The sequence below is a fragment of the Janthinobacterium lividum genome, from assembly GCF_011601275.1.
Lineage (GTDB): Bacteria > Pseudomonadota > Gammaproteobacteria > Burkholderiales > Burkholderiaceae_D > Janthinobacterium > Janthinobacterium lividum_E.
In genome coordinates this window covers 28120-54740 of the sequence record NZ_JAAOLY010000026.1, presented here as the reverse complement: position 1 = coordinate 54740, position 26621 = coordinate 28120, and the positions used below count along the sequence as shown (strand labels likewise).

21 protein-coding genes are annotated in these 26621 nt (G+C 64.4%); 12 read left to right on the top strand and 9 right to left on the bottom strand.

Annotation, left to right across the window (positions count from 1 at the left end; translation table 11 throughout):
• Window positions 1–22 precede the first annotated feature (22 nt).
• The 3 genes from recC to recD are packed head-to-tail and all read left to right on the top strand — an operon-like array spanning window position 23 to window position 9085.
• Window positions 23–3454, top strand: coding sequence for an exodeoxyribonuclease V subunit gamma (gene recC / locus GYK42_RS26665; protein ID WP_166449941.1), 3432 nt, complete (start codon window positions 23–25; stop codon window positions 3452–3454).
• Window positions 3451–7122 carry an exodeoxyribonuclease V subunit beta gene (recB, locus tag GYK42_RS26660; protein WP_166449940.1) on the top strand — a complete coding sequence of 1224 codons (3672 nt, stop codon included), beginning with the start codon at window positions 3451–3453 and terminating at the stop codon, window positions 7120–7122. The genes recC and recB overlap by 4 nt, the downstream gene beginning before the upstream one ends.
• Window positions 7112–9085 (top strand): exodeoxyribonuclease V subunit alpha, encoded by a 1974-nt coding sequence (recD, locus tag GYK42_RS26655; RefSeq protein WP_205711570.1) that lies wholly within the window; start codon window positions 7112–7114, stop codon window positions 9083–9085. Before recB ends, recD begins: the two co-directional genes overlap by 11 nt.
• Before the next feature lies 1 nt (window position 9086).
• On the opposite strand, the gene GYK42_RS26650 is transcribed toward recD, so the two are convergent.
• Entirely contained in the window at window positions 9087–9749 is a 663-nt protein-coding gene (locus GYK42_RS26650; RefSeq protein WP_166449939.1) for a thiol:disulfide interchange protein DsbA/DsbL, read from the bottom strand.
• Between the two features lie 198 nt (window positions 9750–9947).
• Between GYK42_RS26650 and GYK42_RS26645 the strand changes: the two genes are divergently transcribed.
• The gene (locus tag GYK42_RS26645) at window positions 9948–11867 is read left to right on the top strand and encodes a methyl-accepting chemotaxis protein (RefSeq protein ID WP_240943853.1); all 1920 of its coding nucleotides are present in this window, start codon (window positions 9948–9950) and stop codon (window positions 11865–11867) included.
• Here GYK42_RS26645 and GYK42_RS26640 read toward each other — a convergent pair.
• Window positions 11864–12775, bottom strand: a complete 912-nt coding sequence (locus GYK42_RS26640; RefSeq protein ID WP_166449938.1) for a LysR family transcriptional regulator — start codon at window positions 12773–12775, stop codon at window positions 11864–11866. The two genes, GYK42_RS26645 and GYK42_RS26640, sit on opposite strands and share 4 nt — an antisense overlap.
• A 109-nt stretch (window positions 12776–12884) precedes the next feature.
• Here GYK42_RS26640 and GYK42_RS26635 point away from each other — a divergent pair, with 109 nt between their 5' ends.
• A complete protein-coding gene (locus GYK42_RS26635; protein WP_166449937.1) occupies window positions 12885–13817 on the top strand; it encodes a DMT family transporter in 933 nt (310 codons plus the stop codon).
• A gap of 55 nt (window positions 13818–13872) precedes the next feature.
• Here the strand turns inward: GYK42_RS26635 and GYK42_RS26630 are convergent, their stop codons facing one another.
• Window positions 13873–14751 (bottom strand): serine hydrolase, encoded by an 879-nt coding sequence (locus tag GYK42_RS26630; protein ID WP_046684881.1) that lies wholly within the window; start codon window positions 14749–14751, stop codon window positions 13873–13875.
• A 412-nt stretch (window positions 14752–15163) separates the two neighbouring features.
• On the opposite strand from GYK42_RS26630, the gene GYK42_RS29685 reads away from it, so the two are divergent.
• Together GYK42_RS29685 and GYK42_RS26620 are read left to right on the top strand one after the other, a co-directional pair.
• On the top strand, window positions 15164–16423 hold the full coding sequence (locus tag GYK42_RS29685) for a histidine kinase (RefSeq protein ID WP_166449936.1): 1260 nt from the start codon (window positions 15164–15166) through the stop codon (window positions 16421–16423).
• On the top strand, window positions 16420–17169 hold the full coding sequence (locus GYK42_RS26620) for a LytR/AlgR family response regulator transcription factor (protein ID WP_166449935.1): 750 nt from the start codon (window positions 16420–16422) through the stop codon (window positions 17167–17169). The genes GYK42_RS29685 and GYK42_RS26620 overlap by 4 nt, the downstream gene beginning before the upstream one ends.
• 21 nt (window positions 17170–17190) lie before the next feature.
• On the opposite strand, the gene GYK42_RS26615 is transcribed toward GYK42_RS26620, so the two are convergent.
• Window positions 17191–17409 (bottom strand): TOBE domain-containing protein, encoded by a 219-nt coding sequence (locus GYK42_RS26615; protein WP_034757699.1) that lies wholly within the window; start codon window positions 17407–17409, stop codon window positions 17191–17193.
• Between the two features lie 183 nt (window positions 17410–17592).
• Window positions 17593–18843 carry a hypothetical protein gene (locus GYK42_RS26610; protein ID WP_166449934.1) on the bottom strand — a complete coding sequence of 417 codons (1251 nt, stop codon included), beginning with the start codon at window positions 18841–18843 and terminating at the stop codon, window positions 17593–17595.
• Window positions 18844–19012: 169 nt separating this feature from the next.
• On the opposite strand from GYK42_RS26610, the gene GYK42_RS26605 reads away from it, so the two are divergent.
• Complete coding sequence (locus GYK42_RS26605; protein ID WP_166449933.1) at window positions 19013–20158, top strand: helix-turn-helix transcriptional regulator; 1146 nt, start codon at window positions 19013–19015, stop codon at window positions 20156–20158.
• A gap of 44 nt (window positions 20159–20202) precedes the next feature.
• Here GYK42_RS26605 and GYK42_RS26600 read toward each other — a convergent pair whose 3' ends face one another.
• Window positions 20203–21258, bottom strand: a complete 1056-nt coding sequence (locus GYK42_RS26600) for a sulfate ABC transporter substrate-binding protein (protein WP_277346698.1) — start codon at window positions 21256–21258, stop codon at window positions 20203–20205.
• 301 nt (window positions 21259–21559) lie between these two features.
• Between GYK42_RS26600 and GYK42_RS26595 the strand changes: the two genes are divergently transcribed.
• Complete coding sequence (locus tag GYK42_RS26595) at window positions 21560–22090, top strand: GNAT family N-acetyltransferase (RefSeq protein WP_166449932.1); 531 nt, start codon at window positions 21560–21562, stop codon at window positions 22088–22090.
• Window positions 22091–22156: 66 nt separating this feature from the next.
• Here the strand turns inward: GYK42_RS26595 and GYK42_RS26590 are convergent, their stop codons facing one another.
• A complete protein-coding gene (locus tag GYK42_RS26590; RefSeq protein WP_166449931.1) occupies window positions 22157–22969 on the bottom strand; it encodes a class II glutamine amidotransferase in 813 nt (270 codons plus the stop codon).
• A 232-nt stretch (window positions 22970–23201) separates the two neighbouring features.
• Here GYK42_RS26590 and GYK42_RS26585 point away from each other — a divergent pair, with 232 nt between their 5' ends.
• Both GYK42_RS26585 and GYK42_RS26580 read left to right on the top strand, forming a co-directional pair.
• A complete protein-coding gene (locus tag GYK42_RS26585; RefSeq protein WP_166449930.1) occupies window positions 23202–24038 on the top strand; it encodes an EAL domain-containing protein in 837 nt (278 codons plus the stop codon).
• A 99-nt stretch (window positions 24039–24137) separates the two neighbouring features.
• Window positions 24138–24887: a YcbK family protein gene (locus GYK42_RS26580; RefSeq protein WP_431190190.1), complete on the top strand. Its 750-nt coding sequence runs from the start codon at window positions 24138–24140 to the stop codon at window positions 24885–24887.
• A gap of 119 nt (window positions 24888–25006) precedes the next feature.
• Here GYK42_RS26580 and GYK42_RS26575 read toward each other — a convergent pair whose 3' ends face one another.
• Window positions 25007–25210 (bottom strand): DUF3460 family protein, encoded by a 204-nt coding sequence (locus tag GYK42_RS26575; RefSeq protein ID WP_046684888.1) that lies wholly within the window; start codon window positions 25208–25210, stop codon window positions 25007–25009.
• Between the two features lie 82 nt (window positions 25211–25292).
• On the opposite strand from GYK42_RS26575, the gene GYK42_RS26570 reads away from it, so the two are divergent.
• A complete protein-coding gene (locus tag GYK42_RS26570) occupies window positions 25293–26174 on the top strand; it encodes a LysR family transcriptional regulator (protein ID WP_166449929.1) in 882 nt (293 codons plus the stop codon).
• Here GYK42_RS26570 and GYK42_RS26565 read toward each other — a convergent pair.
• Window positions 26150–26617 carry a PACE efflux transporter gene (locus tag GYK42_RS26565; protein ID WP_166449928.1) on the bottom strand — a complete coding sequence of 156 codons (468 nt, stop codon included), beginning with the start codon at window positions 26615–26617 and terminating at the stop codon, window positions 26150–26152. The two genes, GYK42_RS26570 and GYK42_RS26565, sit on opposite strands and share 25 nt — an antisense overlap.
• Window positions 26618–26621: the final 4 nt, after the last annotated feature.

The following is a 26621-nucleotide window of genomic DNA, read 5'->3' as shown; positions in this document are numbered from 1 at the left end:
CGCGGCAACCCATCGGATCAGCATGCATACACCCGTCACGCCCGGCCTCCTTATCCTGCACGGCAACCAGCTGGAACAGCTGCGCGCCGCCGTCTTCCAGTGGCTGCGCCAGCATCCGCTGGCGCCGCTGGAAACGGATATCTTCCTGGTGCAGTCGAACGGCGTGGCTGAATGGCTGAAGATTGCCCTGGCCGAGGAGATGGGCGTATGCGCCGCTACGCGCATCGCGCTGCCGGCGCGCCTGCTGTGGGAAAGCTACCGGGGCATGCTGGGGCGCGACAGAGTCCCGCGCGTGTCGCCGTTCGACAAGTCCCCGCTGACGTGGCGATTGATGCGTCTTTTACCGTCGCTGCTGGCCGACCCCGTGTTTGCGCCGCTGCGCTACTTCCTGGCCGATGGCGATTGCGAACGCCGGCTGCAGCTGGCCGAGCGCCTGGCCGACCTGTTCGACCAGTACCAGGTCTACCGCGCCGACTGGCTGGCCGACTGGGCGGCGGGGCGCGACCAGTTGCGCACGGCGCGCGGCGAATCCATCGTTTTGAAGGAGGACCAGCGCTGGCAGGCGCAGTTGTGGCGTGCCGTGGCGGCCGACGTCGAGGATGTCGAGCGCGACACGGGCCGCGCAGACATTCACGACGCCTTCCTGGCGGCGATTGCCGCCGGCGATGCGCCGGCTGGCAAGCTGCCGCGCCGGGTGGTGCTGTTTGGCGTGTCGGCCTTGCCGTACCAGACCTTGCAGGCGCTGGCCGCGCTGGCGCGCCACACGCAGGTGGTGCTGGCCGTGCCCAATCCCTGCCAGTTCTATTGGGGCGACATCATCGACGGGCGCGACTTGCTGCGCGCGGAAAACAAGCGCCAGCGCCAGCGCAACGGCACCGACCTGGCGCAGATTCCGCTGGAAGAACTGCATGCGCACAGCCACCCGCTGCTGGCCAGCTGGGGCAGGCAAGGGCGCGACTTCATCCGCATGCTCGACGAATTCGACGAACACGCGCAAGCCGAAGGACGCGACGACAGCCTGCGCATCGACCTGTTTGGCGAGGAGGTGGGCGAGACCCTGCTGCAGCAGGTGCAGGTGGCCATCCGCGAACTGCGTCCGCTGGCCGAACATGAGCAAACGCCGCCCGATGCGGCCGACCGCTCGATCGAATTTCACGTGGCGCACAGCGTGCAGCGCGAAGTCGAAGTGCTGCACGACCAGCTGCTGGCCATGTTCGCGCACAGCGCCGAGACGGGCCTGCGTCCGCGCGACGTGGTGGTGATGGTGCCCGACATCGACACCTTTACGGCCGCCATCCACGCCGTCTTCGGCCAGTACCGGCGCAACGACGAGCGTTTCATCCCGTTCGAGATCGGCGACGTGAAGGACCGCAGCGTCAATCCGCTGCTCGTCGCGCTCGAGTGGCTGCTGCAACTGCCGCAGCAGCGCTGCCGCCAGAGCGAAGTGCGCGACCTGCTCGACGTGCCGGCGCTGGCCGCCCGCTTCGGCTTGCAGCCGGACGACCTGGCCACCCTGGGCGCCTGGATCGAAGGGGCGGGCGTGCGCTGGGGCCTGGACCAGCATCACCGCAGCGGCCTGGGGCTGGGCGCGGCCGGCGAACAGAATGCGTGGATCTTCGGCGTGCGGCGCATGCTGCTCGGCTATGCCAGCGGCAGTGGCGCCAGCTTTGGCGGCATCGAGCCGTATGCGGAAGTGGGCGGTCTCGATGCGGCGCTGGCGGGTTCGCTGGCGCAGCTGGTCGAGGCGCTGCTGCACTGGCGTACCGTGCTGGCCGACGCGCGCACGCCGGCCGAGTGGGGCGTGCAGGCGCGCGCGCTGCTGGCCGCCTTCTTTGACGCCGACGACGAGGGCGACCGCCTGACCCTGGCGCAGCTGGAAGGCGCCTTGCAAGGCTGGCTGGAAACCTGCGAGCACGCGGGCTTTGTCGAGTCGGTGCCGCTGTCCGTGCTGCGCGTGGCGTGGCTGGGCGCGCTGGACGAACCGACTCTGAACCACCAATTCGTTTCCGGCGGCGTCACGTTCTGTACCCTGATGCCGATGCGCGCCGTGCCGTTCCGCGTCGTATGCCTGCTGGGCATGAACGATGGCGATTTCCCGCGCCGCGCGCAGAAGGCCGATTTCGACTTGCTGGCGCTGCCCGGCATGGCGCGTCCGGGCGACCGTTCGCGCCGCGACGATGACCGCTACCTGATGCTTGAAGCCTTGCTGGCCGCGCGCGACAAGCTGTACGTGAGCTGGGTGGGGCGCAATGTGCGCGACAATTCCGAGCAGCCGCCGTCCGTGCTCGTGTCGCAGCTGCGCGATTACCTGGCGGCTGGCTGGTCGCTGGACCGTCACCTGGTCTCCCTGACGACCGAGCACGCGCTGCAGCCGTTCAGCCGCCGCTATTTCGAGACCGATGGCTTGCTGACCTACGCGCGCGAATGGCGCGTCGCGCATGCGGATGTGGATGCGCAGGCGCAGGCGCAGTCCGCGGAACTGGCGCTGGGGCCCTACGAACTCGATCCCGGTACGCGCTTGAAACTGGGCGAGCTGGCCAGCTTCTTGCGCCAGCCCGTCAAATACTTTTTCCGCCGCCGCTTGAGCGTGCATTTCGCCGATGCGGCCATGCTGGGCGAGGATGAAGAACCGTTCGGCCTGAATGCGCTCGAACGCTATCTGCTGGAAGACACCATGCTGGACGATGGCGGCGCCGTGGAAGCCTTGGATGACGTGCGCGCCAGCCTGGAAGCGCGCGCGGAAAAGCTGGCGCGCGAAGGCGTGCTGCCCATCGGCCTGATCGGCCGGCAAGTGCAGGCGCAGCTGGTCGAGGCGCTGGTGCCCGTGCGCAGCGCGTGGTTGTCCTTGCGCGCCTCGTTCCCGTACGCGGCCGACAAGCGCGCCATCAACTTGCCGTTCGGCGAATTGCAGATCGACGACTGGCTCGACAGATTGTGCAGCAACGGGCAGGATACGGCCTGGCTGATGCAGATATCCTCGAAGGTGACGGACAAGGGCGGCCTGGCGCGCGGCGACAAGCTGATGCTGATGTGGTTGCGCCAGCTGGCCGCCGCCGCCCTCGGTTTCCCCGTCACCGGCTACCTGGTGGCGCGCGACGCCATCGTCAGCATGGCGCCGCTCGATCCCGCCACGTCGCGCGACGCGCTGGCCACCTTGCTGGCGCTGTGGCGCGAAGGCATGAACCATCCGCTGCCCACGGCCTGCAAGACGGGGCTGGCGCTGGTGCAGCAGGGCGACCCGCGCGCCGTGTATGACGGCGGCTTCGACATGACTGGCGAGCGAGCGGAACTGTGCCTGGCGCGCCTGTGGCCCGAGTTTTCCGCGCTGGCCGCGGAGGAAGCGTGGGAAGACTGCACGCGCGAGCTGTATGGCCCGCTGGCCGACTGGCTGCAGGAACACATCACGATCGACCCGATCAGCGCGCCCGATGATGGCGCGGGAGAAGAACAATGACGAGCCATTTGCTCAACCCCCTGGCGTTCCCGCTGCATGGCTCGCGCCTGATCGAAGCGTCGGCCGGTACGGGTAAAACCTGGACCATCGCCGCGCTGTACGTGCGGCTCGTGCTGGGGCATGGCGACGACGACAGCCGCTTTACGCGTTCGCTGCTGCCGGCCGACATCCTCGTGATGACATTTACCCGCGCCGCCACGCGCGAATTGTCGAACCGCGTGCGCGAGCGCCTGATCGAGGCGGCCGCTTATTTTCGCAATGAGTTCCGTCACGAATCCGGCGGCAGCGATCCATTCCTCGACGCCTTGCTCGAATCCTATCCTGACGAGAGCGAGCGGCAAAAAGCCGCGCACCGGCTGATGCTGGCCGCCGAGACGATGGATGAAGCGGCCATTTTCACCATCGACGCCTGGTGCCAGCGCATGTTGCGCGAGCATGCGTTCGACAGCGGCAGCCTGTTCGACGAGGAACTGGTCAGCGACGAGCAAGCCTTGTTCGAGGATGCGGCCCACGATTACTGGCGCCAGCAAGTCTATCCCTTGCCGCCGCAGGCGCTTGACGTGCTGCTGGCCTGCTGGCCCGACGTCGGCGCGCTGAAGAAAGGCGCGCGCGAGCTGGCGCGCCGCGCGGACATCATGGGCATGGCGGACGAGGAGCCGTTGTCCACGCTGATCTCCCGCGAACAGCGGGCCCTGGCCGCGCAGCTGGCCACCCTGAAGGCGGGCTGGGTCGAGCGTGTCGACCAGATGGCCATGTGGATCAACGACCACCGCGCCGCCAATCCCAAGTGTTTTAATGGCGTCAAGATGAAGCCGGAGAACCTGGCGAAGTGGTTCGACGGCTTGCGTAAATGGGCGCAAGATCCGCTGTTGCTGCTGCCCGCCATCACGGCCAAGGCGTGGGAGCGCTTGACGCCGTTCGGCATCGAGGATGCGTTTGCCAAGAGTTTCACGGCGCAGGTGCCCGAGTGCTTCGAGCATACGGAGGCGCTGGGAATCGCCCTGGCGGGTATCACGCCGCTGGCGCACAAGCTGCACCTGCATGCGGCGGCGGCCATCGCCCGGCGCATGGACCAGTTGAAGCGCCAGTCGCGCCAGTTCGGCTTTGCCGACATGCTGCAGCGCCTGCACGACGCGCTGGCCGGCGAAAATGGAGCGGCCCTGCGACAGCGCATCATCGACCAGTATCCGCTGGCCATGGTCGATGAATTCCAGGATACGGCGCCCGCCCAGTACCAGATTTTCAACCTGCTGTACCGGATTGCCGACAACGATCCGGCGCTGGGCCTGTTCCTGATCGGCGACCCGAAACAGTCGATCTACGGCTTTCGCGGCGCCGACATCCAGAGCTACCTGGCAGCGCGTCGTGCGACAACGGGACGCCACTATCAGCTGGGCACCAACTACCGTTCGACGGCCCCGCTGGTGGCGGCCGTCAACCAGCTGTTCCTGCACGCGGAGCGCGACGAGGTGCCGGCCGGTGCTTTCCGCTACCGTAAAGGGGGCGAGAATCCGCTGCCGTTCGAGGCCGTCGACGCCAAGGGCCGCGCCGAGTACCTGGTGAACGCCGGCGGCCCGTTGCCGGCCCTGCTGGCCGCCTGCGCCAGCGATGAAGGGCTGCGCGGCGACAGCTACCGCGAGTATTTCGCGCAGCATTGCGCCGAACATATCGTCGCCATGCTGGGCGACCCGCAGGCGGGTTTTACCGGTCCCGACGGGTTTGCGCGCTTGCAACCGGCCGATATCGCCATCCTCGTGCGCGACCGCAAGGAGGCGGCGGCCGTCCGCCGCGCGCTGGCGCGCCGCCGGGTCGCCAGCGTCTACCTGTCCGACAAGGATTCCGTCATCGACAGCGAGGAAGCGCAAGACGTGCTGCGCTGGCTGGCGGCGCTGGCCAATCCCCTCGACGGGGGGCTGGCGCGCGCCGCCTTTGCCACGCGCACCATCGGCCTGTCGCTGGGCGAACTGGCGCGCCTGTCGAGCGATGAACTGGAATGGGAGCGCCGGGTCGAGCAACTGAAGGCCCTGCACCTGATCTGGCAGCGCCAGGGCGTGCTGGCCATGCTGCGCCGTTTCATCCACGAATTGCAGCTGCCCGCCATGCTGCTGCAGCAGACGGGCGGCGAGCGGCGTTTGACGAATCTGCTGCACCTGGCCGAGCTGCTGCAATCGGCCAGCCGCCAGCTCGATGGCGAGCAGGCGCTGATACGCTGGCTGGCCGAGCAGATCGCAGGCGAAGGCGAAAACGGCGACGAGCGCGTGCTGCGCCTGGAAAGCGATGCGGAGCTGGTGAAGGTCATCACCGTGCACAAGTCCAAAGGACTCGAATACCCGCTCGTCTATTTGCCGTTTGCCGTCACGGCGCGCAAGGTCGATAAACGCAACCGCAGCTTCTTCGAGTATGCGGCCGACGATGGCGAGCGCCGCCTCGACCTGTCCTTGTCCGACGAGGCGATGGCGGCGGTGGAAGAGGCGCGCATCGAGGAAGACTTGCGCCTGCTGTACGTGGCCCTGACGCGGGCGCGCCACTTTTTGTGGCTGGGCGTGGCCGCCCAGGCGGCGCGCAAGGCGGGCGAGAACACCCTGCACGAATCGGCGCTCGGCTACCTGCTGACGGGCGGCGACAAGCTGCCGTTCGAGCAGTTGCTGCTGCGCTGGCAGCAGGTGGCGGGCGATTGCGACGCCATCTATGTCAGCACCTTGGGGCAGCCCGACGCCTGCACGGTGCTGGACCGGGTGGAGCGGCGGCCCGAGTTGCGCCCCGCACCCGTGTTCGCGGGCGAATTCGAGCGCGACTGGTCGGTGGGCAGCTTCACGTCGCTGACGCGCCAGATCGGCGCCGTGGCGGCCGCGCACGTGCCGCAGCGGGCGTTGGAAGAAACCTTGCTGGAAGACGGCACGGCGGTGGCCGTGGCCACGCCGATGCACATGGGCGACGCGCCATGGCACCGCTTCCCGCGCGGTTCCGTGCCCGGCAATTTCCTGCACGAGCAGCTCGAGTGGATGGGCGGCGAAGGTTTTGACAGCGTCCACGATGACAACTTCGACACCCGCCTGGCCGCGCGCTGCGAGCGGGCCGGCTGGGGCCATCGCCAGGAAGACGCCATCGCCTGGCTCAGGGAAATCGCCATCACGCCGCTGCCACTGCTCGATGCCTCGCTGTCGCAGCTGGACAGCACCCTGTCCGAAATGGAGTTCTGGTTCCCCAGCGAGCATTTGTCCACGGCGGCGCTCGACCAGCTGTGCACGCGCTTGCTGCTCGACGGCGCACCCCGTCCAGTGCTGCCGCGGCGCCAGCTGCACGGCATGCTGAAAGGCTTTGCCGACCTGGTCATCGAACGGGATGGCCGCTACTGGGTGCTCGACTACAAGTCGAATGCGCTGGGTGCCAACGACGCGGCCTACCACACGCAGGCGCTGGCGGCCGGCATGGCGCAGCACCGCTACGATATCCAGGGCGCCATCTACATGCTGGCCCTGCACCGGCTGCTGAAAAGCCGCATGGGTGACGCGTATGACCCGGCCGAACACCTGGGCGGCGCCATTTTCCTGTTCCTGCGCGGCATAGCGAATGCGGACACGCATGGCTGCTACTGGCTGGCGCCGCAACTGGAATTGCTGGACGGCCTCGATCAACTGTTAGAAGAAACGGAACACCATGCAGCATAACGTGCAGTTGGACACCCTGCAGATGGATGCCTTGTTCAGCCATATCGACGGCGTTGCAGAGGGCGGGCATCTGCGCCGCCTGAGCGCCGCCTTTGCCCGCTTTATCGCCAGCCTGGACGAACAGACGCCGAATGCGCCCGCCGTGGCCGTGGCGTGCGTGGCGCTGTCCGAGCTGGAAGGGCGGGGGCACAGCTGCCTGATGCTGTTTGAGCTGGCCAGCGAACCGTCGCAGCTGCTGGGCTGGAGCGATGAGCTGTGGCATGGCGTGCTGGCCGTTTCCGGTCCGTTGCCGGATAGCGTCGAGGGCTGGCGCGCGCTGCTGGCCGGCGCGCCGCAAGTGTGGCAGGTGGGCGAGGCCGATGTGCGCCAGCCGCTGGTGCTCGATGGCGACCGCCTGTACCTGCGCCGCTACTGGCGCGATGAAACGCTGGTGGGCGGGAAAATCGCCGCGCGCGCGCAGGATTTAACGAATCCGCCGCTGGCGCAGGTGCGGCAATGGCTTGACATCCTGTTCGACCAGCCGACGCAGGACGGTGGCCCGGACTGGCAAAAGGTGGCGTGCGCCATCGCCCTGCGCGGCAAGGTGGCCATCATCACGGGCGGCCCGGGGACGGGCAAGACCTACACGGTGGCCAGTTTGCTCACCTTGCTGTTTGCCGTCTCGCCGCAGCCGGAGCAACTGCGCATCGCGCTGGCCGCGCCCACGGGCAAGGCGGCCGCGCGGCTGAAGCAGTCGATCGACAAGGCCCTGGAAGGCTTGGCGGCCAAGGCGGGCGGTGCGCTGCCCCTGCTGGAACTGGCACGGCGCATGGGTGCGGCGCGCACCCTGCATAGCTTGCTGGGCGCGCGGCCCGATACGCGCGCTTTTGCCCACCACGCGGGCAACCCGCTCGACGTCGACGTGCTGATCGTCGATGAAGCGTCGATGGTGCACCTGGAAATGATGGCGTCCGTGCTCGACGCCTTGCCGCCCAAGGCGATATTGATCCTGCTTGGCGACAAGGACCAATTGGCGTCCGTGGAGGCGGGCGCCGTGCTGGGCGACTTGTGCCACGACGCGCAGGCGGGCGGCTACACTCCCGCCACCATCGCGTATGCGCAGGCGGCCAGCGGCGTAGCCATTCCGTCCGCCTTTGCGGGGGCGGCAGGCGCGCTGGCGCAGCAGACGGTGATGCTGCGCCACAGCCATCGTTTCAGCGGTCCGATCGGCGAACTGGCCTTGGCCGTGAATGGCGGCAGGCCCGATCTTGCCAAAGCGTGTTTTACCGGCGACAGCGGCGGTCAGCTGGCGTGGAGCGTGAGCGCGCAGCCGGACGAGGTGCTGCGCCTGGCCTTGCGCGGCCGCGCGGATGCGCCGGGCGGCTACCAGCCCTACCTGGCGCTGGTGAATGCCGGCGAGGCCGCGTACGCGCAGCATGACGACTGGGTGCGCGCCGTGCTGCACAGTTTTGAATCGTTCCGCATCCTGTGCGCCGTGCGCGAAGGCGAGTGGGGCGTGGCGGGCTTGAACACGGCCATCGAGCTGCGGCTGGAAAAGGAAGGCCTGATACGCCGCGGCGAATGGTATGTGGGCCGTCCCGTGATGGTCACGCGCAACGATTACGGCACTGGCGTGTTCAATGGCGACATCGGACTGACCTTGCGCGACCCTGCGCGGCCGGGATCCCTGCGCGTGTACTTCCTGGAAGGCGAGAACGTGCGCAGCGTGCTGGCCACGCGCTTGCGCCACGTGGAAACGGCGTTCGCCATGACCGTGCATAAATCGCAGGGTTCGGAATTTCGCCACACGGTGCTGGTGCTGCCGCAGGAGGGCGGTGCCATGCTGGCGCGCGAACTGGTCTACACGGGCATCACTCGCGCGCGCGACTTCTTTACCCTCGTCTCGCCTACGCAAGCCGTGCTGTACGACGCGATCTTGCGCCGCACGCAGCGGGCCAGCGGGTTGCGCGGCTTGATCGGCTGATTTACTTCGCCAGCTTCGCCTTGGCCACCAGCGCCTGCACCACTTGCAGGGTCGCTTGCTCCACGCCCTGGCGCGGCAAGGCCGGGTTGGCGCCGGCGACCATCGACGGATTGGTTAAATAGCGCCCGCCCACGATCAGGGTGGGCGTGCTGTCCACCTGGTAGCTGGCGGCCAGGCGCGGCAGGTTTTTCAGCTTGGTCTGCACGCCAAACGACTGGTAGGCGCTTTCGAAGGCAGCCTTGTCCAGGCCATTTTTCAGCGCCCAATCGAGGTTATCGCTGTCGCTGGCCAGGCGCTTGCGTTCTACATGCCAGGTATGCATGACTTGCGCATGCAGAGACTCTTCTTTCTTCAGCGCTTCCAGAGTCAGGAAGAGATGCGCTTCCGGATCATTTTCCGGCAGACGCGGCAAATGGATGCGGCGGAATGACACCGTGGCGGCATTGTCCTTGACCCAGCGCGCCAGGCTCGGTTCCAGCGCGTTGCAGGCGGGGCAGTGATACATGAAAAACTCGATCACTTCCACCTTGCCCGGCGCCGTTTGCACGGGCTGCGGCGTGGCCAGCACCAGGTAGTCGGCGCCCTGCACGGGTGCTTGCGGCGAGGCAAAGACGGCTCCGGTGATGAAGCTGGCGCAGGCCAGGATGAGACGGTGCAAACGCATGTGGGCTCCTCATTAAAACTTAACTATGAGGCAACCGTAGTAGAGCGTCAACAGATGATGGTGTTGCTTTGATGTAATAAGTGTATATTATTCCGAATATTGAATAATATTGTTCCGATTTTTGTGTAAAAATGCAAAGGCGGCTGGCAGGGCGACAACGCTGTGTCATACCATCAAAATCAAAACCAGGAGTCCATCATGTTGTCTTCCCTTCGCACGCGGCTGGTGCTCATTTGCGTGGCCATCGTCGTTCTGTCCATGCTGGCCTTGTCGGCCGCCAATTACGTCACCACGCGCAGCAGCATGCTGGCGTCGTCGGACCAGCAGATGCAGCAGCTGCTGCAAAGCCAGTCGGCCGTGCTGGCGCAATGGGTCGATGGCAAGAAAAAGGTCATGGCCTCAGTCGTCATGTCGGCCGAGACGCCCGATCCGCTGCGCGCTTTCCAGATCGCGGAAAAGGCTGGCGATTTTGCGGAAGTGTTCATCGGTTACGCGGACAAGCGTTCCGTGTTTACCCATCCGGGCCGCCCCGCCGATTTCGATCCCACGGCGCGCGCCTGGTACACGGACACGGTCAAGGCGGGCGTGCCGATGCTAACGCCGCCGTACGTGGACGCGGCCAGCCACAAACTCGTGGTGTCGTTCACGGCGCCCGTCGGGCCGAAAGAGGCATTGGTCGGCGTGGCGGGCGCGGATGTGCTGCTCGATACGGTGATCGCCAACGTGGTGGCGATCAAGCCGACGCCGCACAGTTTTGCCTTCCTCGTCGACCAGAGCGGCACCATCATCGCCCATGCGAACAAGGACCTGAGCCTGCAGCCGGTGGCGAAACTCGATGCGGCGCTGTCGGCCGCGCAGGTCAACCGCCTGGAAAGTACGCGCACCAGCGACGCCGTGCGCCTGAACGACCGCGACGGCATGCTGTACGTCACGCGCGTGGCCGGCACCGACTGGCTGCTGGCCGTGGTGCTCGACCAGCAGGAAGCCATGCAAGCCTTGCGGACGATGCTGACGACGGCCACCGTCACGGCCGCGCTGCTGACGGGGCTGGCCGCGCTGCTGCTGTCGTTGCTGGTGTTCAAGATGCTCAAGCGCCTGGAACTGGTGCGCGACGCGCTCGACGACATCGCTTCGGGCGAGGGCGATCTGACGCGCCGCCTCGACGCTTCCGGCGTGGATGAACTGGCGCAGATCGCCGGCGCCTTCAACCGCTTCATCGACAAGATCGCCGCCGTTCTCGTGAAAATCCGCACGGCCAGCGAATCGGTGAAAGTATCGTCGTCCGAAATCGCCGCCGGCAACCAGGACCTGTCGTCGCGCACGGAACAGCAAGCCAGTTCGCTGGAAGAGACGGCCGCCTCGATGGAGGAGCTGACCAGCACGGTGAAACAGAACGCGGACAATGCGCGCCAGGCCAACCAGATGGCGCAATCGGCGTCCGGCGTGGCCAGCAAGGGCGGGCAAGTGGTGGCGCAGGTGGTCGATACCATGGCGTCGATCAACGATTCGTCGAAGAAGATCGTCGACATCATCAGCGTCATCGACGGCATCGCCTTCCAGACGAATATCCTGGCGCTCAACGCGGCCGTGGAAGCGGCGCGTGCGGGCGAACAGGGACGGGGCTTCGCCGTGGTGGCAACAGAGGTGCGTAGTCTGGCGCAGCGTTCCGCTGGCGCAGCGAAGGAAATCAAGCTGCTGATCGACGATTCGGTGAGCAAGGTCGATTCGGGCGCGCGCCTTGTCGACGAGGCTGGCGCGACGATGCAGGAAATCGTCGACAGCGTGCGCCGCGTCACCGACATCATGGGCGAGATCACGGCCGCCAGCGTCGAGCAAAGTTCCGGCATCGAACAGGTGAACCAGGCCATCGCGCAAATGGACCAGGTGACGCAGCAGAACGCGGCCCTGGTGGAAGAGGCGGCGGCCGCTGCCGAAAGCCTGCAAGACCAGGCCAATACCCTGGCGCAGGTGGTGGGTGTGTTCAAGCTCGATGAGGGGCAGGCGCCGGCCTCTGTCAAACCGGTGGTGCGCGCACCTGCCGCGCCGCGCCTCGCGAGCAGTGCGGCAAGGACGCCTGCCGTCAAGGCGGAGCGCAGCGAGGAGTGGGAGACGTTTTAAGCCAGTTTCCAGGCGCGCCGTGGCGCCAGGGTCGGCGCCATCTGTTTCGCCACCTCGAAAAAAGCGTTGGTGGCCGGCGTGTTCTGGCGCCGGTCGCGCACGGCCAGGCCCACCTTACGGCTGACGGGCGGATTCAAGGGCAGGGCGACCAGCTCAGGATACTGCTCGCGCAGGCGCTGCGGCAGGGCCAGTTCGGCGACGATGGACAGGCCGTCGCCGCGGCTGACCATGTCGAGGATGGTGATCACCTGGCTGATGCGGTAGGGCACCTGCGGCTGCAAGCCCGCGTTGGCGAACAGCGGCTCGATCAGGCAGGCGCAGCCCGCCTCGGACATGATGAACGGCCCCTCGCACAGCTGCGCCAGGGTGATGGAGTTTTCGCTTGCCAGCGCATGGCTGCGCGGCACCAGCGCCATCATCTGGTCTTCCACCAGCGGCGCCGTATCGAAACGCTCGTCGGGCAGCACGACGAAGCCCACGTCGACCCGGCGTTCGCGTATCCACTGCACCACCTCATGGTCGGCGCCTTCGTCGATGCGCAAGTCGATGCCCGGATAGCGCAGGCGGAATTGCGCCGTGATGGCGGGCAGCAGATTCAAGGACGAGGTGGGTCCAAACGAGCCGATGCGCAGGCTGCCCTGGCGCTGGCCAAGCACGTCGGCCGCTTCCTGGCGCATGGCTTCGGATAAGCCGAGGATTTCGCGCGCGCGCACGAGCAGCTGGCGGCCCACGTCGGTCAGCTCGGCCGAGGCCTGGTGGCGCACGATGAGGTCCACGCCCATCTCCTTTTCCAGCGCCTTCAAGGCGTGCGAGACGGCCGACTGGCTGATGCCCAGCTGCGCGGCGGCGGCGGAAAAGCCGTGCAGTTCGGCCACCAGGGTAAAAATTTCCAGTTGCGTGAAGGTCATGGTGTGGTTTCTTTGAAATATGAGTATTTACTCATTATTTCATGAGTTGATATTAGTATTAATATATATCTGCAGCGTCCGCTGCACAAGCGACATCATAGGACTTTCCATGCGCACTACCGCCATCCCTTCAGCCGCCTTGCCTTCCGTGCAATCGCCGCTCGTCTATCTCAAACTCATTTTCGTCGCCCTGTTCTGGGGTGGTACCTTTATCGCGGGACGCGTGCTGGCGCAGCAGATGCCGCCCATGACGGCCGCCAGCGGACGCTTCGGCGTGGCCGTGCTGTTGCTCGTCGTGCTCGCATGGAAACTGGAAGGGGGCTTGCCGCGCCTGGACCGCAAGCAGGTGATGACGACGGCCGCGCTGGGCCTGACGGGCATCTTTCTGTACAACCTGTGCTTCCTGGCGGCCCTGTCGCGCATGCCGGCCGGGCGCACGGCCCTGTTCGTGGCCTTGAATCCCATCGTCACGGCGCTGGCCTCGGCCATGCTGTTCCGCGAACGGCTCGGCTCCTTCAAGTGGCTGGGGATCATGCTGGCGTTCTGCGGTACGGCCATCGTCATCACGCGCGGCGACCTCGCCGGCGTGCTGCATGGTAACGGCGGCGGCATCGGCGCCGGCGAGATCTTCATGTTTTGCGGCATTTCCAGCTGGGCCGCCTACACCCTGATCGGCAGAGTCGCGCTAAAGGGCTTGAGCCCGATTGCCGCCACCACGTATGCGGCGATGTGGGGCCTGGCCTTTTTACTGGTGGGGGCGGCCGTGGAATTTCCCACCGTGCCATGGCGCAGCTTCGGTTGGCAAGTGTGGGCAGCCACCGGCTACCTGGGCGTGTTCGGCACAGTGATCGGCTTTGTCTGGTATTACGAGGGCGTCAAAGCGCTGGGCCCGTCGCGCACGGCCGTGTTCAACAACCTCGTGCCCGTGTTCGGCATCGTACTGGCGGCGGCGCTGCTGGGCGAGCCGGTGCTCGCCTCGATGCTGGTGGGCGGGGCGGTGACGATAGCCGGCGTGGTGATGACCAACCGGCAAGCGAAATAGTTCCGGGGTCAGACCCGTCGGGGCTGACCACAGCAGTCAAGGGTTAACTTATAGCTCAGCGGGCGCGGCGGCGCTTCGACGGTTTCGCTGGTGCTTTTTTATGCCGGCTGACGGAAGCGCGCATCACCTTCGGCTCTTCGATGCCGTTCTCGGCCGCCAGCATGCGGCGGATATTGACGGCGTCCATGGCGCGCACGGAATTGGCGCGCGCGTTGAGCAAAATCATGGTGGCGAACTTGCCGGCCGACTTGATGCGCATGATCAGGCAGCGGCCCGCTTCATTCGTGTAGCCCGTCTTCGACAGGCCGATGTCCCAGCCCTTGGCGCCCACCAGGCGGTTCGTGTTGTGGTATTCCACGTCGCGGCCCTTGATCTGGATGATGTCCTTCGAATCCGTGGTGATGCGGCTGATTTCCGGGTAGCGCGAGGCGGCCACGGCCATCTTGACGAGGTCGGCCGCCGTCGACTGGTTGTTGGGCGACAAGCCCGTCGGCTCTTCGATCACGGTCTGGCGCATGCCCAGGGCCTTGATCTTGGCGTTGACGGCCACGGCAAATGCCGTCGGGCCGCCGGGGAAGGTGCGCGCCAGCGAGGCGGCGGCGCGGTTGTCGGATGACATCAGCGCCAGTTGCAGCACGTCGTGGCGGCTCAGGGTGGCGCCCACGGGCACGCGCGAGGTGCTGTGTTTCAAGGTGTCGACATCCTCGCGGTCAATGCTGATTTCTTCCTGCATGTTCGCCTTGGAGTCGAGCACGACCATGGCTGTCATGAGTTTGGTCAGCGAGGCGATGGGCACCACCACGTTGGAATTTTTTTCAAGCAAGACTTTGCCTGTACCGTCTTCGACCACCAGTATCGACTGGGAACCGAAGGGCACGGCGATGGCCGCTGTCGAAAGCGTCATCAGCACCGCGGCGAACATTTTTTTGAGCATGGGATTGTATGTGGAAAAGCAGTTTTGGGGCGCCATCGTGGGCGCTGCGCGCAAATCCGGGACGGGGCCGCGCGGGGACGCGGCGTGTATCTCGGAGGCAATATTTGCCAAGCTTAAACAATACCATTAAAGATCAAGCGATGTCTACGGTACAGGCCCGCAACAGGCGGCGTTGCGGCCAATTTGGCAAATAAAAACGGCTATTCTTGCCGTAGTGAAAATTGTTGCGCAATTATTGATTTCATCTTGGAAACTTCGTATGATTTGAGCAATATAGGCAGCGAGGGCCTGGCAGGCACCGCGCGCTTCGTCGTTGATCCCTGCCGCTTCGTGCTTCGTCGCCCCGCGCTATGCCCTGCAACAGGGGCGCCGTAGACTGCGTTCATGCCTGAATCACCACGGAGAACGCATCGTGTTAAAAAAATATACGGATTGGTACCGCAGCGTCGATGAGGAATCGCTGCTGGTACTGAAACACCCGGCGATGGCGGAGCGGGTCCAGGGACGGGCGCGCCGCTACGTCGCCATGAAGCTGGTCAAGCTGACGCCGATCGAGCGCCAGCAGCTGCACGATTTCCTGCTCAAGTACCGTGGCGCCGGTTTTTACATCGCCGCGGGCAAGCTGATGCTGTTGTTCAGCGTCATCGGCGTCGCACTGCACCTGCTGCTGCCGGCCAGGTTCGAATTGCTCAAGGCCCTCATCTTCAGCAACGGCCTGGGTTTTGCGCTGGCGTGGGGCCTGGTGGGCGTGTGGTTCAATTACCGCAGTTCCGTGCGCAACAGGCTCAAGAAACTCTTGCTGATCGTGTCGACCTGCGTAGCCGGGGTGGCGGTTGGCGTGCTGCTGGCAGGCTTGAGCGATACCGGTTTCATGGACATGGCCTTCGAGCGCTTGCTGCGCGTGGGCGGCACGGCCTTGCTCGTGGCTTGCCTGTTTTACATGGTGCCGCTGGGGATCGTCACCACCTGGCGCAACCGGCAGTACGAAGCACTGACCCTGCAACTGCAGCAGGATGCCGAGCGCGACCGCCTGGCGCGCGAGCTGAGCGAATCGCAGCTGCGCCTGCTGCGCGCGCAGATCGAGCCGCATTTCCTGTTCAATACCCTGGGCGCCGTGCAGCAGCTGGCCGAGCAGGGAGCGCAAGGCGCCGGCCGTGCCGCGGCATTGACGGCCGACCTGATCGCCTTCCTGCGCGCCAGCCTGGCGGAGATGCGCAGCGAGCAAGTGCCCTTGCAAAGCGAATTCGACATGGTGGCCGCGTATTTTCGCGTGATGCAGGCGCGCATGGGCTCGCGCCTGCGCTATGCGCTGGACTTGCCGGCCGAGTTTGCGCACGCGACGATACCCAGCATGATCTTGCTAACCCTGGCGGAAAACGCCATCAAGCATGGTATAGAACCATCGCTGCGCGGCGGCGAGATCCGCCTGTCGGCGCTGCGGGTGGACGGCATGCTGCGCCTGCGCGTGCAGGACACGGGCATGGGCTTGCCGGCCAGCGGCACGGGCAGCGCACAGGGCGGCGGCCTGGGCCTGGAAAACGTGCGCAGCCGGCTGTTGCTGTCCGATCCGTCCGCCAGCCTGCGCCTGCGCGACGGCGAAGAGGGCGGCGTGATCGCTGAAATATTGCTACCCATCAAAATTGCATCGAGCCTGAAAGCACCCGCCGCATGAATACCACCATCCTGATTGCCGAAGACGAACCCCTGATGCGCGAGCGCCTGCTCATGCTGCTGGCGCAAGCCTGGCCCGAAGCGCACGTCGTGCTGGTGGCGGAAAACGGCAACGATGCCTGGGACGGTTTCCTCGAGCATGAGCCGGACGTGGTCTTTCTCGACATCCGCATGCCGGGCCTGTCGGGCCTGGAAGTGGCCGAGCGCATCGGCAAGCGCGCCCATGTGGTATTCGTCACGGCCTACGACCAGTACGCCGTCGATGCGTTCGACGCGGGCGCCGTCGACTACCTGCTCAAACCTGTGCAGGCCGAGCGCCTGCGGCGGGCGCTGGCCCGCCTGCGCGACAAGCTCGGCGCCCAGCCGGCCGACATGGCCAATTTATTGCAGTCGCTGCGCGCCGCCTTGCCGGCCGCACCGCGCGACAAGTTGAAATGGATCAAGGCCAGCGTGGGCAAGCAGATCCGCCTGATCGACATCGACGACGTGTTGTTCTTCCAGGCCGACACCAAGTACACGCGCGTCGTGCTGGCCGGCTCGGAAGCGCTGGTGCGCACGCCACTCAAGGATTTGCTGGGCGGCCTCGATCCGGAACAGTTCTGGCAAATCCACCGCGGCACCATGGTCAACGTCAAAGCCATCGAGGCGGCCGAACGCATCGACGCCGAGCGCATGCAGGTGCTGGTGCGCGGCAGCACGGAAAAGCTGCCCGTCAGCCGCACGTTTACGTATCTGTTTCGCGATTAGCGTGCATGGAAAAACGCGCGCTTACTGGATCTTGGCGATCGACACTTCCGTCGACTTGACCAGCGCGATGACTTCGCTGCCCACTTTCAAATCCAGGTCCTTGATCGAGCGCGAGGTGATCACCGACGTGACGATGCCGTGCGGCGTTTCCACGTCCACCTCCGAGACCACGGGGCCGAAGATGATTTCCTTGATCTTGCCGCGAAACTGGTTGCGTACATTCACTTCCGAGATAGCCATGATATTTCCTTTGTGCCCGTAATACGCCATGCGGCGCGACAAGGCCAGAGTACGGCCCGCGCACGCTTTTGACCACGAATCGATGCGCATATCGATATGCGCAAAGCGTGCGCCTGCGCTGACCCAAGCACATTATTCGCCTATACTTGGTTGCAACATCCTGGAGGTTTGCGCTGGCCTGCCTTATTTTCGCGTCGGCTTGTTTTCTTGGGGAACCTTGCTGCCGTCGGGCTCGCGTTTCGCAGGGATAACGATAGGAACCCAGTTTTCCTGGTCTGGATTGGGCTGCAGCTTATCTTTTAATCCAGGCATGACGTAGCTGTAAGGCTGCGTAGTGTCCGTGCGCAGGTCTGCCGCCAGCACCGATTTGCATTGGGCCATGACTTCCTTGTAGTGCTGCCACAGTTCCACATACTTCTTCGGATGATTGATGAAGGTGATGCACATATCCGTCAAGTGCCCCTTGTTCAAGATCATTCTGACGATGTCGGTACTGGCCCTGGCAAGGTGCTCTGCCGTTCCTGCATTGATGGTGCTGCCACGCTGCGGGTCGAGCATGCCCGTCTTGCCATTGGCGCCGGGCTGGCTTTGCGCCAGCTTGTCGGCCAGTTCTTCTTCGAGCGCGACGCGCTCGGCCTGTGCCTGAGCCAGCAGCGCCGCGTTCGCCTCAACCTGCCCGGCGTTGCCGTCATTGGCGTTGGCGGAACTTGCGCCATTCTGGGCGGTCTTAAGCATGACGACATCCTTGCCCGTAGTGGCCAGGGCCGTTGGCTTGACTTGAGCGGCGGCACCGGCCTTGGCTTGCAAAGTTTGTTCTTTTTTGATGGCAAGATCCAGTTTCGCTTGCGTTGCCAGGGCATCCTGGGATGCCTTGAGGCGCCGCTGTGCCTCTGCGGCCATGTCGGTATCGTCTTCCAGCACGGGCTGGCGCGCCACCACGGCGCCAGTCAGTTGCTCGATGGCCAGGATACCCAGGGTCAGGTCTTGCGAACGTTCCATGAGCAGCATGACGTCAGCATCGTTGAGCCATTCGTTTTGCGCGTATTCGCAAATGTTGAACAGTTGCTGGCGCATCAGGGTAATGCTTTGCGAGTGCAAGCCCACGCTGGCGGCATTGGCGCGCAGGGCATTTGAGATGGCGGCGCTGTCGGGGCCGGCGCTGAGGGTGCCGCCGAAGGAGGAGGCATACGATTGCAGGGCATCCGGTGTCGGCTCGGCACAGGCTTTTCCGTTTTTGGTGACATGAATCACGCGCTGGGCCGCGTCGAGGTGGACGGCCATGCCATCGCCTGGCAAGTCGGTCGTGCGGTGGATGGTGTGCAGGTTGGCGCAGGCCGATAGTGCCAGCAGGAGGGAAGCGCTCGCGGCCAGGCGCAAGTGATTGCCTGCGCGAACCAGGTGGAGAGTATGGCAACGGGTATCAATTGAATGCATGATGCTGCTCCTTGATGAGGGCGAAGTCGGAAAAACACTGGCGATGGCATGCGCATGGCGGTAGCCGTCGACGCCATGGTGCTTGTCGGAGCGGTGTCGCACATCCTTCAAGTGAAGGAAGCGGCGGCGGTTTTTTACAGGTGCGGGGCAATTACAGGCAAGGGACGCGATGGACAAGGATGGCGCCGATCCCGTTATCGCCGCCTTTTACCGGGCGGCATTGGAACCGTTGCAGTGGAGCGTGGCCATGCGCGCGTTCGCCCGGCTGGCCGGTGGCGAAGTCGCTTGCTGTTTCCTGAAGGCGGAAACGGGCGCGGTACCCTCGCGCGGCTATGTGACCGGGCTGGACCAAAGTGCCTGGGAGGATGGCTACCGGCGCTACTACCATGCGCTCGATCCCGGCTATGCGGTCCTCACGCGCGGGCCGCCCGGGCGCATGCATCTGATGCAGGATTATTTCAGCGAGCAGACGGTGGCGCGCAGCGAGTATTTCCAGGATTTCTATTTGCGCGCGGGCGTGCGCTATTCGTGCAGCGGCGTCGTGCGCGACAACGGCGCGCTCACCATCCTGTCCGCGCACCGCGCCGCCGGCCAGGGCCCGTATGACGCGAACACGCACAGCCAGCTGCAGCGCGTGCTCGAGCATCTGCCAAATGTGTTTCGCCTGCGCGATACGGCGCAGCAAGCCCAGGCGCATGGCGCGCTGGCCTGGGAGGCGCTCGATGCCTTGCCGCGCGCCATCTTGCTGGTCGATGCCTGCCTGCACTTGGTTTTCATGAACCTGGCGGCGCAGCGCTTGCTGGCCGCCACGTCGCCGCTCGCCGCCGTGATCACCTTGCACGGCGGTAAGGTCGCTGTGTGTGTGAGCCAGCTGCAACAGCAACTGGCGCCGCGCGTGCGGCAAGCTTGCCTCGGAATGGCGTGCCACCGTCCAGCGCCCTTGTATGCGAGCGATGCAGACGGCCGGCCGGCGCTGGAAATTGGTATCCTGCCGCTGCCCGTGCGTATCGGCCCGGCAGACGGCGATGGCGCCAGCCTGGCCATGCTGTCCTTGCGGCCGCTGTTCAGGAGCGGGCGGCGGCATTGGCCCGGCGCGGCCGAGCGGCCATGCGGCTTGACGGGCGCGGAGTGGTCGCTGGCGCTGGCCCTGGCCGACGGCATGGAGCCAGCCGCGTACGCCCAGCGCCAGGGCGTGCGCATCAGTACCGTGCGCAGCCAGATCCAGGCCATCCTGGCCAAGACGGGCACGCACCGCAGCAGCGAGATCGCCAGCCTGTTCAGCGCGCTCGAATGGCAGGCAGGCGCACAGCAATAAAAAAACCGGGACATGTCCCGGTTTTTTTATTGATACGGCGAAGATTATTTCTGATAAATCTTGTCGAACTCGCCGCCGTCGTCAAAGTGTTTCTTTTGCGCTTGTTTCCAGCCGCCAAACACGTCATCGATGGTAAACAGAGTGATCGGCTTGAAGCTGGCCGCGTATTTCTTCGCGACTGCGGCCGAACGGGGGCGCAGGTAGTGCTTGGCGACCAGTTCCTGGCCCGGTTCCGAGTACAGGTATTGCAGGTAGGCCGTCGCTTCCTTGCGGATGCCGCGGCGGTCGACGACCTTGTCGACGACGGCCACGGGCGACTCGGCCAGGATCGAGATGCTTGGATACACGACTTCAAAGTTGTCGCCGAATTCGGCGCGCACCAGTTGCACTTCATTTTCAAACGTCACCAGCACGTCGCCGATTTCACGTTGCGTGAAGGTGGTGGTGGCGCCGCGGCCGCCGCCGTCCAGCACGGGTACATTCTTGAACAGCTTGGTAACGAGGTCGCGCGCCTGCGCTTCGCTGCCGCCTTTTTTCACGGCATAGCCCCAGGCCGCCAAGTAGGTGTAGCGGCCGTTGCCAGAGGTTTTCGGGTTCGGTACGATGACCTTGATGCCGGGCTTGGCCAGATCGTCCCAATCCTTGATGTGTTTCGGGTTGCCTTTGCGTACCAGGTACACCATGGTCGAATAGAACGGCGCCGCATTGTTCGGGAATTTCTTGGCCCAGTCGGCCACCACGAGGCCGCGGTCGACGAGGATGTCGATGTCATTGGCCTGGTTCATGGTGACGACGGACGCTTCCAGGCCGTCGGCCACGGAGCGCGCCTGTTTGCTTGAGCCGCCGTGCGACTGCTTGATGGTGATCGTTTCGCCCGTTTTGGCTTTCCAATCAGCAATAAATGCGGGATTCACATCCTTGAACAATTCGCGCATCACGTCGTACGAAGCGTTCAGCAAGACCACGGGTTCGGCGGCGGACACGGTCATCGGCAGGCTCATGGCGGCAGCGGAAGCGGCCAGGGCGCTGGCCAGGAACCAGCGGCGCGAGCGTTGGGTGAGCGTTGCTGCGGCAGTCGTTACGGCGTTGGAGTGGGTCATGTTGAACTCTTGTTGTGAGAATAGATAGACATAGTCTAAAATTCCGGCCGGAAAAGAAACGAATTTTTCGTAATATGCTTAGATTCGATTCCCGTTTGCGCTAAAAAACAGATATCGATTTCTGGAAACATTCGTGGGCAAGATGCGCATCAGCACTTAGTCTGCAAGCATGGCGCCATAGGCAAAACCGGCCTGTGGCGCGCGGCAAAAAACCCGAATGCGCCGCTTGGTGTATAGTCGAATCGCACGATACAGGGGTAAAACCGTCTGCATCGGCAACTGGAATATTTTGTGAGCGTACATGAGTCTTGAAATTCGTATTGCAACATCGACCGACGCTTTCGAGGCGTGCAACGTATTACGACGCTCCATCGTCGAATGCTGCAGCCTCGATCATCGGGACGATCCGGCCATCCTGGAAGCCTGGCTGGGCAATAAAACACCGCAGATGGTGGCGTGCTGGTTCGCGTCGCCCACCAATTTTTCGCTGGTCGCAGTCGAGGCGGGCGCCGTGGTCGGCGTCGGTTTGCTGACGCGGGCCGGCAAGCTGGCTCTGTGCTACCTGCTGCCCGAGGCGCAAGGCCGCGGCGCCGGCAAGGCGCTGGTGGGGCAGCTGGAAGCGCAGGCGCGCGAGTGGGGCATCAAGGCCCTCCAGCTGCACAGCACGGCCAGCAGCCAGGCCTTTTTCGTCAAGCAGGGCTATATCGAGGCGGGCAATGTGCGTTCGCCATACGGTGTGGAAACGATTTTTTGCTGGAAGCAGATTGACGCCGCCGGCATTGCTAGCGGCGACCCCAAGCGCAAACGCTTTTGCAACTGCAATTCGGCCTGACGCCCCGTCAATGCCTCAGCAAGCCCATCCGGCGGCGGGCCATTGCCTCCCTTTGCATCATTCCCTTCAGTAACTGATCTGGATATACACGCCTTGCTGCGTGGCATCGTTTGCCGGTAGCAAGGTGCCGCCGGCAAACAGTTTCAGTTCGCCTGGCGCGAACGCCAGCCAATCCTCGTTTTGCGTCAGTGGATGCGTGGCGATGACGGCGATGCGGTCGTCCAGATGGTTGTGCTGGCGAAAGTCGATGCTGCGCTCGCAGTCGATCAGCTGCGCCACGGAAAACGGGTATTCGCGTATCACGTAATGCAAATGCGTGGAGCAGTGGGCAAACAGCAGTTCGCCGTCCGACAGGATGAAATTGAAGGTGCCGTGGGCGGCGATGTCCTTGGCGACTTCGGCGATGGCGGCGCGCAAGTCTGCGCGCGCGGGTTCACCGAGGGGAAACTGCGTGCGCAAGCGGGCCAGCAGGTGGCAAAACGCCTGTTCGCTGTCCGTGTCGCCGCTGGCGCGGTAGTGCGCATTGGCCGGTGCGTGCCACGTTTTCAAGTCGCCATTGTGGGCAAACGACCAGGTCTTGCCCCACAGCTCGCGGGCGAACGGGTGCGTGTTTTCCGGGGCGATGCGGCCCTGCGTCGCTTTGCGGATGTGCGCGACGATGTTTTTCGCCTTCACGGGATGCTGCTGCACCTGGGCCGCCAGCGGCGAATCGATGGCCGCCAGATGATCCGTCAGCAAGGTGCAGCCGCTACTGGAGTGATAGGCGATGCCCCAGCCGTCGCGGTGCTCGTCCGTGCGCCCGCCCCGTTCGGCAAAGCCGGCAAAGGAAAATCCCAGCGCCGCGGGCTTGCTGCTGTTCATTGCGAGTAACTGGCACATGGCGACCCTTCCTGATGGTATTGGTACATGACCACAGTAAAGGCCGGGGCAGGTGGCTGGAACGAATGTTTCCGACTATGGTTATGCGCTGGCTGCTGCATCCCTTATGTGCTGGGCGCATATCAAATGGCGAAACCATTCGTTCTCCTTTGGTTGGCGCTGCCTTACTCTGCACACTTTGGCGCCGTCTTCCCCATGAGGGCAGCTGGCGCAGCCCGATGAAGGAGCACGTATGCCATTTCCCGTCCTGAAAAATTACCTGGCCCGCCTGTCGCACCAAACCCAGGCCGGCACCAGCGTCTGGCTCGACGGGGAGGGCAGGGCGCTGGGGCGCTTTTTCAATTGCACCATGACGAGCGCCTTCCAGCCGCTGCGCGAACTGGAAAGTGGCAAGCTGCTGGCGTTCGAAGGCCTGGCGCGCAGCGTGTCGAAGGCGGACGAGGGCTTGTCGCTGTGGCGTTTGCTCGATCACGCGGCCAGCGACGACGAATCCGTGGAGCTGGACCGGCTGTGCCGCATGCTGCACGCCATCAATTTTTTCCGCCAGAGCGAAGCGGAGCAGTCGGACCTGTACCTGAACGTGCATGACCGGCTGCTGAGCGCCGTCAGCAGCAATCACGGCCACGCCTTCCAGCGCATCCTCGACGCGCTGGGCCTGCCCATCGAGCGCATCGTGCTGCAATTGCCGACGGTCACGCCGAACCAGGGCTGGCTGCTCAATTACGTGGCCGACAATTACCGCCGCAACGGTTTCCGCCTGGCCATCAACGTGACCAGCGTGCAGGAGGCGACCGGCATGCTGGAGCGCCTGCATCCGCATGCGTTCAAGCTCGACGCGGGCAACCTCAGCGACGAGCAGGCCGTCGCCAGCTTCGTCACCGTGTGCCATGCGGCGAAAATTCGCGTCATCTTCAAGCGCCTCGACACGCCGGCGGCGCTGGCCGCGCTGCAGCGCGTCGCCGCCATCACGGGCTTGCCCATCGTGGCCCAGGGATATTTATTGGACAAGCCCTTGACGGCGCTGGCGCAGGCAAAGCGCGACGTCGCGGCCAGCGTGGCCGCCGCATAGGGCGCCGGATGCTGAAATGAGGGTGGCACGATAGGCATTGAGGGTTTTTCTTCGCAGCACAATACGCTATAGTATTCCCATCGTTAAATTGGACTGACTATGGCATCGCGCAGAAATTTTCTACATCATGGTATGGGCCTGGCCGCGCTGGGCCTGGTAGCCACCCCGCTCATCGGCTGCGCCTCGCGCACGGCCGCTCCCGCCTCGGCTTCGGCCAGCGCCAAGCCGCGCGCGCCGCGTACGGGCGTGCCGCCCCAGCCGACGCAACTGGCCAGCGTCGACCGCTCGATCACCTCGCAGTCGCGCCAGGCCATCACCGAGATGGAGCCGCCTCCCGACATCTTCGACGCGCAGGCGCTGGACCTGGAATTCTGGCTCAAGCCCCGCACCCTGGAAGTGGTGCGCCCGGCCAGCAATGAAAAGGCGAAGCTGCTGTACTGGAAGGACGGTGAAGTCATCGACTCCGCCTACCAGGAACTGTGCCACTTGCTGCGCGACGTGAACGGCAAGAAGACGGCGCCCATCGACCCGAAACTGCTGGAAACTCTGTGGGGTACGCAAGCGTTCGTGGCCCGCTACGGCATCGAGCAGCCGCTGGAGATCCTGTCGGGCTACCGCACGGCCGAATCGAACAGCCGCCTGCGCGAAGCGGGCGTGCCAGCCGCGCGCCAGTCGCTGCACATCTCGGGCCGCGCCGCCGATATCCGCGTGGCGAATCTGAATGCGGAAGTGCTCGGTTCGCTCGTGCGCAGCTTCAAGCAGGGCGGCGTGGGCTTTTATTACCGCAGCGGTCCCCGTGGCGGCTGGATTCATGCGGATACAGGATTGCAGCGCACCTGGAAAGGTTAAACACCTGACCAAACCTGCTGCGCGGCGCGCTTTGCGGCTTGCGATGCTCGCTGTGCTATAGCACAGCTGCGCTTCTCGGCCACAAATCACTGCCGCTCGCTACGGTTTTGTCAGGCGTTTTAGTCGTAGTGGTAGGGCGGCTCCGGCACGCTGTCGGCGTGGATCAGTTCCAGTTCATGCAGCTTGGCCGGGCGCTCCCACCAGATGCGCCAGCCGCGGCGCTGGTTTTCCCGTACTTCCGGGTGCGTTTGCAGATATCCGTCGATAAAGCGGGTAAAGTCCGAGACATAGCCGCTGCGGCGGTAGGGTAGTCGATGGCGCATACGCTTCCTCCCATGATGTTCCCTTTTGACCGCCCTTGCGCGCAAAAGTGCCGCACTTTCCACCGCACTTTCCATATTCCCCATGAAACTTTCAAGCCATAACATCGAACTGTTCCTGGCCGTCGTCGACGGCGGTTCGTTCTCGGCCGCCGCGCGCGCCTTGCGGCGGGCGCCGTCGGCTGTCAGCATGGCGATGGCCAATATCGAGGCTGAACTGGGCATCGCCCTGTTCGACCGGGGTGCGCGCGAAGCCGTGCCCACGCCGGCCGCGACGGCGCTGATTCCCCATGCGCGCCTGATCGCCGAGCAGTTGAAGCAGTTGCACCTGCACGTGCAGGAATTGTCGCAGGGACTGGAAAGCCGCATTTCGCTGGGTATCGCGGCCGAGCTCGACCATACGCCTTTTCTGGCCGCCGTGCGCGCACTGTCGCAGCGTCATCCGCTGCTCGACATCGAAGTGCTGACGGCGCCGCAGGACGACGTGCTTGACATGCTGCACCGGGGCCGCATCAGTGCCTGCATGGCTTTTGCTGGCGGGCGCATCAATCACGAAGAACAGTTCCAGCTGGTGGGCAGCGACGCCTTGCTGGCGATTATCTCCACCCAGCATCCGCCCGATGCGGCGGGCCGGCCCTTGTATATCGAGGAATTGGTGAATTTGCGCCAGATCATCGTGGCCAGCCGCGAACTCGACCTGGCCGATGCGCGCCCCGTGGTGGGACTGTCCTATTGGCGCACGGACAGTTTGCCGATGGCGTTGGCGATGGTGGAAGCGGGACTGGGCTGGGGTAACTTCGCCGCCTCGGCCATCCAGGACTCGCTGGCGGCGGGGCGGGTGCGCTGCGTGGCGTTCAAGAATACGGGTAATGGCCTCGTCGTGCCGATCCACCTCGTGTGGATGAGGGACCGGCCGCTGGGGATGGCGGCGCGGTCCTTTCTTCAGTTGCTCAGCGAAGCGGCCTGAACATTCGCTGGCTCTTCCTTCGGCTGCTGCGCCGACAGGGGCACGCCAAACAGGCCGTCGAAGAAGTAGTTGAAGATGAAGCTGTAGCACGGGATGATCAGCATCAGCGCGAAATCGAGCACGAACGCTTGCCACAGGCTGATGTTAAGCCACCAGGCGATCAGCGGGATCAGGTAAATGACCAGGGTGATCTGGAAGCCGATCGCATGCAGGATGCGGCGCCAGACGGTGCGCGTGCGCGACACCTGGCGGATTTCCCAGTATTCGAACGCCGTGTTGTAGAGCAGGTTCCAGATCACGGCGATGGTGGTGATCATGATCGCCAGCGGCCCAGTGCTGGTGGGCGACTCGCCCGAAAGCAGGGTCAGCCAGGCCGTGGAAATGGCCATGCCGATGATTTCAAAGGCGGTGACGTAGACGATTTTGCGTTTGATGCCTTGCATGTAA

Coding starts and splice junctions, on each gene's coding strand:
- recC (WP_166449941.1), top strand. CDS start 23: ATGCATACACCCGTCACGCCCGGCCTCCTTATCCTGCACGGCAACCAG.
- recB (WP_166449940.1), top strand. CDS start 3,451: ATGACGAGCCATTTGCTCAACCCCCTGGCGTTCCCGCTGCATGGCTCG.
- recD (WP_205711570.1), top strand. CDS start 7,112: ATGCAGCATAACGTGCAGTTGGACACCCTGCAGATGGATGCCTTGTTC.
- GYK42_RS26650 (WP_166449939.1), bottom strand. CDS start 9,749: ATGCGTTTGCACCGTCTCATCCTGGCCTGCGCCAGCTTCATCACCGGA.
- GYK42_RS26645 (WP_240943853.1), top strand. CDS start 9,948: ATGTTGTCTTCCCTTCGCACGCGGCTGGTGCTCATTTGCGTGGCCATC.
- GYK42_RS26640 (WP_166449938.1), bottom strand. CDS start 12,775: ATGACCTTCACGCAACTGGAAATTTTTACCCTGGTGGCCGAACTGCAC.
- GYK42_RS26635 (WP_166449937.1), top strand. CDS start 12,885: ATGCGCACTACCGCCATCCCTTCAGCCGCCTTGCCTTCCGTGCAATCG.
- GYK42_RS26630 (WP_046684881.1), bottom strand. CDS start 14,751: ATGCTCAAAAAAATGTTCGCCGCGGTGCTGATGACGCTTTCGACAGCG.
- GYK42_RS26620 (WP_166449935.1), top strand. CDS start 16,420: ATGAATACCACCATCCTGATTGCCGAAGACGAACCCCTGATGCGCGAG.
- GYK42_RS26615 (WP_034757699.1), bottom strand. CDS start 17,409: ATGGCTATCTCGGAAGTGAATGTACGCAACCAGTTTCGCGGCAAGATC.
- GYK42_RS26610 (WP_166449934.1), bottom strand. CDS start 18,843: ATGCATTCAATTGATACCCGTTGCCATACTCTCCACCTGGTTCGCGCA.
- GYK42_RS26605 (WP_166449933.1), top strand. CDS start 19,013: ATGGACAAGGATGGCGCCGATCCCGTTATCGCCGCCTTTTACCGGGCG.
- GYK42_RS26600 (WP_277346698.1), bottom strand. CDS start 21,258: ATGACCCACTCCAACGCCGTAACGACTGCCGCAGCAACGCTCACCCAA.
- GYK42_RS26595 (WP_166449932.1), top strand. CDS start 21,560: ATGAGTCTTGAAATTCGTATTGCAACATCGACCGACGCTTTCGAGGCG.
- GYK42_RS26590 (WP_166449931.1), bottom strand. CDS start 22,969: ATGTGCCAGTTACTCGCAATGAACAGCAGCAAGCCCGCGGCGCTGGGA.
- GYK42_RS26585 (WP_166449930.1), top strand. CDS start 23,202: ATGCCATTTCCCGTCCTGAAAAATTACCTGGCCCGCCTGTCGCACCAA.
- GYK42_RS26580 (WP_431190190.1), top strand. CDS start 24,138: ATGGCATCGCGCAGAAATTTTCTACATCATGGTATGGGCCTGGCCGCG.
- GYK42_RS26575 (WP_046684888.1), bottom strand. CDS start 25,210: ATGCGCCATCGACTACCCTACCGCCGCAGCGGCTATGTCTCGGACTTT.
- GYK42_RS26570 (WP_166449929.1), top strand. CDS start 25,293: ATGAAACTTTCAAGCCATAACATCGAACTGTTCCTGGCCGTCGTCGAC.
- GYK42_RS26565 (WP_166449928.1), bottom strand. CDS start 26,617: ATGCAAGGCATCAAACGCAAAATCGTCTACGTCACCGCCTTTGAAATC.